This is a genomic window from Kitasatospora sp. NPDC002965 (assembly GCF_040611255.1).
Classification (GTDB): domain Bacteria; phylum Actinomycetota; class Actinomycetes; order Streptomycetales; family Streptomycetaceae; genus Kitasatospora.
The window spans coordinates 1-7,918 of record NZ_JBEXNT010000228.1 but is presented as its reverse complement, the minus strand read 5'-3'; the positions used below and the strand labels follow the sequence as shown (position 1 = coordinate 7,918).

Annotated in this window: 5 protein-coding genes; 1 reads left to right on the top strand and 4 read right to left on the bottom strand. The window is 76.0% G+C overall.

Annotation, left to right across the window (positions count from 1 at the left end; translation table 11 throughout):
• Positions 1–321: 321 nt before the first annotated feature.
• On the bottom strand, positions 322–933 hold the full coding sequence (locus ABZY91_RS40670; RefSeq protein WP_355409117.1) for a TIGR03086 family metal-binding protein: 612 nt from the start codon (positions 931–933) through the stop codon (positions 322–324).
• A 337-nt stretch (positions 934–1,270) separates the two neighbouring features.
• Between ABZY91_RS40670 and ABZY91_RS40665 the strand changes: the two genes are divergently transcribed.
• On the top strand, positions 1,271–2,659 hold the full coding sequence (locus tag ABZY91_RS40665; protein WP_355409115.1) for a serine hydrolase domain-containing protein: 1,389 nt from the start codon (positions 1,271–1,273) through the stop codon (positions 2,657–2,659).
• On the opposite strand, the gene ABZY91_RS40660 is transcribed toward ABZY91_RS40665, so the two are convergent.
• The 3 genes from ABZY91_RS40660 to ABZY91_RS40650 form a co-directional block, all read right to left on the bottom strand.
• Positions 2,647–6,003, bottom strand: coding sequence for a BTAD domain-containing putative transcriptional regulator (locus ABZY91_RS40660; RefSeq protein ID WP_355409113.1), 3,357 nt, complete (start codon positions 6,001–6,003; stop codon positions 2,647–2,649). The two genes, ABZY91_RS40665 and ABZY91_RS40660, sit on opposite strands and share 13 nt — an antisense overlap.
• Before the next feature lie 119 nt (positions 6,004–6,122).
• Positions 6,123–6,842 (bottom strand): hypothetical protein, encoded by a 720-nt coding sequence (locus ABZY91_RS40655; protein WP_355409111.1) that lies wholly within the window; start codon positions 6,840–6,842, stop codon positions 6,123–6,125.
• Positions 6,843–7,053: 211 nt separating this feature from the next.
• The gene (locus tag ABZY91_RS40650; RefSeq protein WP_355409110.1) at positions 7,054–7,689 is read right to left on the bottom strand and encodes an isochorismatase family protein; all 636 of its coding nucleotides are present in this window, start codon (positions 7,687–7,689) and stop codon (positions 7,054–7,056) included.
• Between the last annotated feature and the right edge of the window lie 229 nt (positions 7,690–7,918).

The window sequence follows — 7,918 nt, the reverse complement described above, 5'->3', positions numbered from 1 at the left end:
CATGGTCGACGGTGGGTGACGGTGTCTCTGCCGGGGGTGGTGGAAAGGGTGGCGGGTCACCCGCCTCCGGGTGGCCCGCACCACAGCCCTCACCCTGCGTGGCCGCGGAGGAACCGGAACGGCAGGAAAGAGGGGCTTTCCGGCGCTTCGACGAGGTCACCGGACCGTCCGAAGCCCGTCGCACGCACGCACGCGGGGCGGGGCAGCACGAACGACCGGCGGCCCCTGAAGGGGACCGCCGGATCGGTGGGGAGGGGGTGAACGGGCCGTCGTACCTGTTGGGCGCCGCAGAGGGCCGGGACCCGCGCTTCCGCCGTCCGCTCAGATCCGGTCGGCGGACCAGCCCGGGTCGCGGCCGGTGAGGGCCAGCAGCAGCTCCTGGGAGTCGGCACCAGGAGGGGCGGTGCGGGGCGGGTCGAACCGGCCGGTGCCCGCCGGGTCGCGGTAGCTCCGGAACTCGGCGAGCGCGTACCGGGCGGCGTCCCGGGGCATCCGTCCGGTCTCGCCCAGCGCGCGGGCCAGGTCCCAGCCGTGCACGACGGTCTCGGCGGTGAGCTCACGGACGTAACCGCCGGCGTCCCGCATCCCGTACGGCAGGTGCACGAGGAGGTCGGGTGCGCCCGGTTCGGCGAGTGCGCGCACGGCGCTGTCGACGGCCATCGTCCAGACGCCGAGGGGGTTGCGGCCCAGCACGTCCCCCTCGAAACGGTGGCCGATCTGCTCCGGGGTGTAGCCCGCCACCGCCTGGCAGACCCAGAGGTGCTGAGCGGCGAGGTGGTTCACCAGCGTGCGCACGTCCCAGTCGCGGCAGGGGGTCGGCGCTCTCCACCGGTCGTCCGGAACGGCTCGCACCAGCCTGGCCACGTCCGCTCCGGCAGCGGCGTACTGCGTGCGGACCTCCGCGTGGAACCCGATCGGGTGAGGACAGTCCATCGCCGGGCCTCCGTCTCCTGCCCTGCTCACTACCAGTGAACCGCTACCGCCTGCGACATGCCAGGGCTGCGGGGACGCCGCCGCGGGCCGCCCCGACAACCACCCGGGGTCCCGACAACCACCCAGGGTCACGAGAACGGCCCGGGGTGCGGAGCCGCCCGGGGTCACCGGAACCCGCCCGGGGTCACCGCCGCGACCCGGGAACGGGGCCCGGCACCGGGTGCCGGCAACCGGTGCGCCCGCGGCCGGCCGCCTGACAGCGTGTTGTGCGCGGCTTGCCAGCGGCCGGGCGGAGGCTGGGGCCGTCCAGCAGAGCCAGAACGAGGAGGACGGTTCCATGTCCCAACAGCACGCGGTGTCCCGACAGGCGTCCCCGCCGGGGCGTCCGGCCCCGGCGGGGAGAACGGCGTGGTCGCGCTGGCGGCGGACGGTGCCGGCGGTGGTGACGGCGTCGGGTCTGGCCATGGGGTTGGCGGCGCCCGCGGTCGCGGCTCCCGCACCGGCACCGGTGGTGGCCGAGGAGGGCGCCGAGTCGCAGCGGGCCCGGTTGACGGAACTGGCGCGGCAGCTCGTGGCGGCGGGAGCGCCGGGGGTGATCGTCCGGGTGGACGACGGCCGCGGCCGGCCCGTCGAGATCGTCGAGCAGGCCCCGTGGGCCGCGCGGGACCAGCGGCTCAGGGCCGGCGACGAGTTCCGGATGGGCTCCAACACCAAGACCATGATCGCCACGATCGTGCTGCAACTGGTCGCCGAGGGCAGGCTCGCCCTGACCGACCCGGTGGAGAAGTGGCTGCCGGGCCGGGTCCCGAACGGCGCGGCGATCACGCTGCGGATGCTGCTGAACCACACCAGCGGCCTCTTCGACTACACCGAGGACGGCGCCGTCCTGGGCTCGATCCTCGGCCAGGACCGGCGGCGGTGGACCTCCACGGAACTGCTCGCCCTGGGCGTACGGCACGAGCCGCTGTTCGCCCCCGGCGCGAAGTGGTCCTACAGCAACACGAACTACGCCGCGGTCGGCGCCGTCCTCGAAGCGGTCACCGGCGCGAGCCCGGCCGACCTGATCCGTGACCGGATCGCCCGGCCGCTGGGCCTGTGGCACACCTACCTCGCCACGGACTCCCGCTGGCGCGGCCGGTACGCCCGCGGGTACGAACCGGACGCCGCCCACATGCCGGCCGGCGTGCCCGCCGAGTTCCGGGTGGTCGCCGGGCCGGGCCGGGACGGCCACGTCGACACCTCCGGCAACAACCCGAGCTGGGGCGGAGCCGCCGGGGCGGTGGTCTCCACGGCGCAGGACTGGTCCCGCTTCTACACGGCGCTGATGTCCGGCAGGCTCCTGCCGGCGGCCCAGCTCGACGAGCTGCGCACCACCGTGCCGATGGATCCGGAGGATCCGGAGGGAGCCGGGTACGGGCTGGGCGTCGAGACGGGGGCCACCCCGTGCGGCACGGTCTGGGGCCACGGCGGGGGGATCACCGGGTACAGCAGCGGCAACCTCACCGACGGGACCGGTGCGCGCACCTCCACCGTGCTCGTCCCGACGGAGTTCCTGTTCGAGTTCGGTGCCGATCAGCGGCTGCTGGAGGCCGATCGGGCGCTCCGGACGGCGGTGATCTGCACGATGTTCGGCAAGCCGGTTCCGGCCCAGGCCAATGCCGGGGCTGCGGCCGAGGCCCCGGCGGGTGCGGTGCCGTCCGTCACGGACGTGACTCAGACGGGCTGATCCGGCCGACCGGGCTGCCCGGGCTGCCCGGGCTGACCGGTCGGCCCCGGGCGGGCTCCGGGCGCGGCGACGACCGCCGACGCGAGGCCCCTGGCCTCGGTCCGCGGCATCGCCGCGCCCGCGGCGCGCGCCGCCGCGAACCCGTCGCCCAACGCGGCGGCGGCCCGCCGCTCGACCCCGCGGACGACGGCGTCGCCCAGGTCGTCCGGGCCCCGCAGCACGGCGGCGGCCCCGAGCAGCCGGGCCGCGCTCGCCGGCCGGTCGCGGCCGAGCTCGATCCCGGCGACCGCGGCCACGATCCCGGCCGCGGCCGGGGTGTCCCGGGCCAGCATCAGGTGCACCGCCGGGTGGTCGAGCCGCCGGGCGGCGTCCTCCGGGCGGCCCTCCGCCGTGTCCGCCTGGGCGAGGACCGCCAGCAGCAGGGCGGTGAGGTGCGACGGGACCGCCCGGCCGTCGGGGGACTCGGCCAGCGCGATCCGCGCGTGTTCGCGGGCCGGCCCCGGCCGTCCGGCCAGCCACTCCAGCCGGGCCAGGCCCAGCCGGACGTGCGCCCGCGGCTCGGCCGCCCCGGCCCGCGTCACCTCGTCGAGCAGGCCCTCCAGGAGTCGCCGCCCGCCCTCCACGTCCCCGGCCTGGGCGATCGCCAGCCCGGTCTGCACGTCGTTCTCGATCGAGTACTCCCGGATGTCGAGCTCCTGGAAGTACCGGGCCGCCTCCTCGTTCAGGGCCAGTGCGCCGGCCGGGTCGCCGGACCGCTGCCGGATCGACCCCAGGGTGCTCAGCGTGGTCGCCGCGCCCCACCGTTCCCCGAGCGCCTCGAAACCGGTCCGTGCGCGGGCAAGCAGCTCCGTCGCGCCGGCGAGGTCGCCGGTGCGCATGGCCAGCAGGCCCCGGACCATCAGCCCGAACGCCCGGCTCCAGGGGTCCCCTCCAGTCCCTGCCCCCTCCGCCGGCGGAGGGGAGGAGCACCCTGCGTCCGTTGCGTCCGGGCCGCCCGCCGGGCCCGGGGGCGGTGCCGGCCGGGCGGCGGCGACGGCCGACCGGGCCATCTCCAGCAGGGGATGGACACCGGGGTCGATGCCCTCCACCGCGCGCACCATCCGGTGGAAGGCGGCCTCGGCCTCGTGGGGCGGGCCGACGGCCTCGGTGCCCAGCGTGTGCGTCACGACCACCAGTGCCCGGGCCACCGGATCGGCCGGCCCGGGCATCGCGAGCACCTGGCCGAGCAGGTCCAGCGACTCGGGCGGGTTGCCCCGCATGGTCCAGTACCAGCACAGTGCGGCGCCGAACCGGACGGCGGTGGCGGCGTCCCCGGCCTCGACCGTCCGGCGCACGGCGGTGAACAGGTTGTCCCGCTCGGCCGACAGCCGTGCCAGCAGGCGCAGTTGGTCGCGGGTGCGCAGCCGGGGCTCGGCCCGTTCGACCAGGTCGAGGAGGAATCCGGTGAGGCGTGCGCGGACGGCGCCGGTCTCCCCGCGCCCGGCGAGCTGTTCCAGGCCGTACTCCCGGACGGTCTCCGGCATCCGGTGGCGCAGCTCGCCGGTGTCGGCGGACCAGACCGGATGGAGCAGCGACTTGTCGGCGAGACCCGACAGCAACTCCTCGACGTCGTCCGCCCGGTGGAGGTCGGACCCGAAGACCGCCCGCGCCGCGTCCTCGGCGAAGCTGCCGGGGACCACCGCGAGCCGCTCCAGGAGCGCCCGCTCGTCGTCGGCCAGCAGGTCCCAGCTCCAGGCCACCACGGCGCGCAGGGTCCGGTGGCGGGGCAGCGCGGTGCGGCTGCCCCCGGTGAGCAGCCGGAACCGGTCGTCCAGGCGGGCCGTGACGACCTCGATCGGCAGGGTCCGCAGCCGGGCCGCCGCCAGCTCGATCGCCAGCGGCAGGCCGTCCAGGCGGCGGCAGATCTCGATCACCGCGGGCAGGTCGTCGTCCACGGTGAAGCCGGGGCGGACCGCGCCGGCCCGGTCCTGGAACAACCGGATCGCCGCACAGGCCCGGGCCTGCGGGGCCGGCGCACCCGGTTCGGGCAGGTCCAGGGGGAGCACCGGGTGGAGGGTCTCGCCGTCGATCCGCAGCGGTTCGCGGCTGGTGGCCAGGATCCGCAGCCGGGGGCAGCGGCCGAGCAGGGAGCCGGCCAGCGCGGCCGCGGTCTCGATCACGTGCTCGCAGTTGTCGAGGACGAGGACCAGGTCGTCGTCCGCCACGGTCTCGGCCAGGCGGTCCAGGATCTCCCCGGGCGAGCCCGGACCGGTGTCCGGGGACGCCCCGGACGGCCGGTCCGGGGCCGGAGGGCGTTCGGGCGGGTCGACGTCGCGCGCCCGGAGGGTGTCGAGTGCGGCGCGCGCCACCCCGTCCGGGCCGACCGGCGCCAGGGCGACGAACCACACGCCGCAGGACGGCGTGAGCCGGTGTCCGGCGGCGCCGGCGAGCCGGGTCTTGCCGGAGCCCCCGGGACCGACCAGGGTGACCAGCCTGGTCCGGTCGAGCAGGTCGACGACCCGGCGGACGTCCTCCTGACGGCCGATGAATCTGGTCAGCGGAGCGTCCAGGTTCCCGTGGACCCGCGATCGGCGGAACGGCCGGTGCGCGTCCGGGTGCTGTCGCTGCGGGGGGACCTCGCCGCGCAGCACGGCGAGGTGGGCCGCCTGGAGCCGGGGCCCGGGGTCGCTGCCGAAGGTGTCGGCGAGCCGGTCGCGCAGCCGCTGGTAGGCGGCCAGGGCTTCGGCGCGTCGGCCTGCGGCGGCGAGCGCGCGGATCAGCTGGGCGTGCAGCCGTTCGTGGAGCGGGTGGCCCGCCGTCAGCGACTCCAGCTCGGCGACCAGGTCGGGGCCGTGGCCGAGCGCGAGTTCGGCCTCGATCCGGTCCTCCGTGGCGGCCAGCCGCACCCGTTCCAGCCGTGCGGCCTCGGTGTCGCCGAACGGCGCCTCGCGGACGTCCGCGAGGGCCGGGCCGCTCCACAGCCCCAGGGCCTCCCGCAGCGTCGCGACGGCCTCGGCGGGCCGGTCCTGGGCGAGTGACTGCCGCCCGGAACGCGCCAGCCGCTCGACCCGGACGGCGACCACCGCGTCCGGTTCGACGGCGAGCCGGTAGCCGGCCGGCCCCGCGGTGAGCAGCGCGGGATCACCCAGGACGCGACGCAACCGGGACACCAGCGACTGCAGCGCGTTCGCCCGGTCCGCGGGCGGCTCCCCGGCCCACAGGGACTCGACGAGGCTCTCCGGCCGGACGCCGCGCCCGGCGTCCAGCGCGAGCCGTGCCAGGAGTGCCCGTAGCCGGGGACCGCCGACCGGTGTCGGGCCGGCGCCGAGGTCCAGCACCAGAGGTCCGAGGAGATCGACACGCACGCGCCCACTATCGCAGCAGCGCCTGTTCGACGGTCAAGCCGGTCCGGTGGGCGGCCGGATCCGTGCGAACGGGACGGAGGCACCGCCGTGGGTGCGGTGCCTCCGGGCCTTCGATCGGGTCAGGCGCGCGCGAGGACCCACGCGCCGAGGCCGCCGCAGCCGGACGCCTGGTAGGAGGTGGAGCGGAAGCCGGGCGGGATGGGCGAGCCCGGGCAGGTCCACAGGCCGACGCGCGCGATGTTGTGGCGCCACGATCCGGCGCCGGAGCAGCCGTTCTGGATGTAGTCGGTGCTGACGTACCCGGCGACGACCGGCGAGCCGCCGCACGTCCAGATCCCGTCCTTGGCGAGGTTGTGGCGCCAGGAGCCCACGCCGGCGCAGCCGTTGCGGATGTGGTCGGTGATCACGTACCCGGTGACGACCGGCGAGCCGCCGCAGGTCCAGATCCCCTCGCGGACGAGGTTGTGGCGCCAGTTCCCGATGCCGTTGCAGCCGCTCTGCGTGTGGTCGGTGGTGACGTACCCGGTGACGACCGGCGAGCCCGAACAGGTCCAGATCCCGTCCTTGGCGGGCTCCTGGTACCAGGAGCCGCGGCCGCTGCAGCCGCCGCGCTCCCACGCGGTGACGACCCATCCGGGGGTGATGGCCTCGCCGGAGCAGGCCCACCTGCCGGAGGCCGCCGACGTCTGGGCCGCCGCGCTCGACACCCCGGTGGTGGTGCCGGCGAGGACGAAGGCGGCCATGAGCGCGAGGACGCCCAGGGTGGCGCCGAGTCCCCGGCGGGCGATCCCGCGGAGGGTCGAGGTCGCCAGACGCTTCCACAATTGACGCTCGTGCATGGTCAATTCACTCCAGTCCTGTCGAAGAGCACGCTCGATACGGCTCGTTGGTCGGGAAACCGGGCGGTGGAACGGCCTCACCCTACGCGGAGATCCTGTGCCTGTGGTGTGCTCATGGAGTGGAGTGCCCATTGTGGCCGGAAATGTGACATGAACGCGGCCGTGCGGGAGGCCCGCCCGCCCGCACGGCCGCGTCCGGGTCCGGGCGGGGTCAGGCGGGGAGGTCCTCGGCGGTGGGGACGCTGAGTCCGAACAGGTCGGTGACGGTGGTCAGGGCGGCGGACCGGAGCGCCGCGGCCGGCAGCACGGTGCCGTCCGGACCGGTCAGCGCGCGGGTGGCGGTGGCCGCGGCGACGACGGTGGGCCGGTAGCCGCGGTGGAAGGCGCCCTGGGCGGTGAAGGTGACGCACATGTGGGTCATGAACCCGGCCAGGACGAGGTCCTTCCCGCCGCCCGGGGCGAAGCCCAGGTCGGTGAGGGTCTCCTCCAGCGTGGTGGCGTGGAACGCGTCGGGGAACTGCTTGACCACGACCGGCTCGCCGTCGACCGGGGCGACCTCGTCGCTGAGGGAACCGATGTCGGCGCGGATGTCGTAGGGGGTGCCCTCGCCGCCGTCGTTGACGATGTGGACGACCGGTGTGCCGGCGGCGCGGGCGCGCTCCAGCAGTCGGGCGGCGGCTGCGAGGGCCTCCTCGGCGCCCTCCAGCGCCATGACGCCGGTGCGGTAGGTGTTCTGGAAATCGATCATGATCAGGGCCGATTCGCCCAGCCGCGGCGGCCGGTTGTCCAGGCCGATCACGTCGCGCAGGGTCGTGGAGGGGGTCGTGGCGGGGGTGCCGGTGGTCATCGTGGGGCCTTTCGTCGGACGAGTGGATACGAGGGGCCGGGCGCGGGTGCGCCCGGAGAAGGGGCAGGCCGGGTGGGGGCAGGCCCGGAGACGGGCCAGCCCGGAGGGGGACAAGGCGGGGCGGGCCCCCCCGCCGGCGGCCGCGCGGGCCCCGGGGCGGGCGGGGGGGGGGCGCGACTGAAAACCCAAGACCCACGCCACCAACCAAACCCACCCACCCCCACCCCCC

What these genes read in the sequence shown, in the direction of transcription:
- ABZY91_RS40670 (WP_355409117.1), bottom strand. Translation starts at nt 933, where the DNA reads ATGGACTGTCCTCACCCGATCGGGTTCCACGCGGAGGTCCGCACGCAG.
- ABZY91_RS40665 (WP_355409115.1), top strand. Translation starts at nt 1,271, where the DNA reads ATGTCCCAACAGCACGCGGTGTCCCGACAGGCGTCCCCGCCGGGGCGT.
- ABZY91_RS40655 (WP_355409111.1), bottom strand. Translation starts at nt 6,842, where the DNA reads ATGCACGAGCGTCAATTGTGGAAGCGTCTGGCGACCTCGACCCTCCGC.
- ABZY91_RS40650 (WP_355409110.1), bottom strand. Translation starts at nt 7,689, where the DNA reads ATGACCACCGGCACCCCCGCCACGACCCCCTCCACGACCCTGCGCGAC.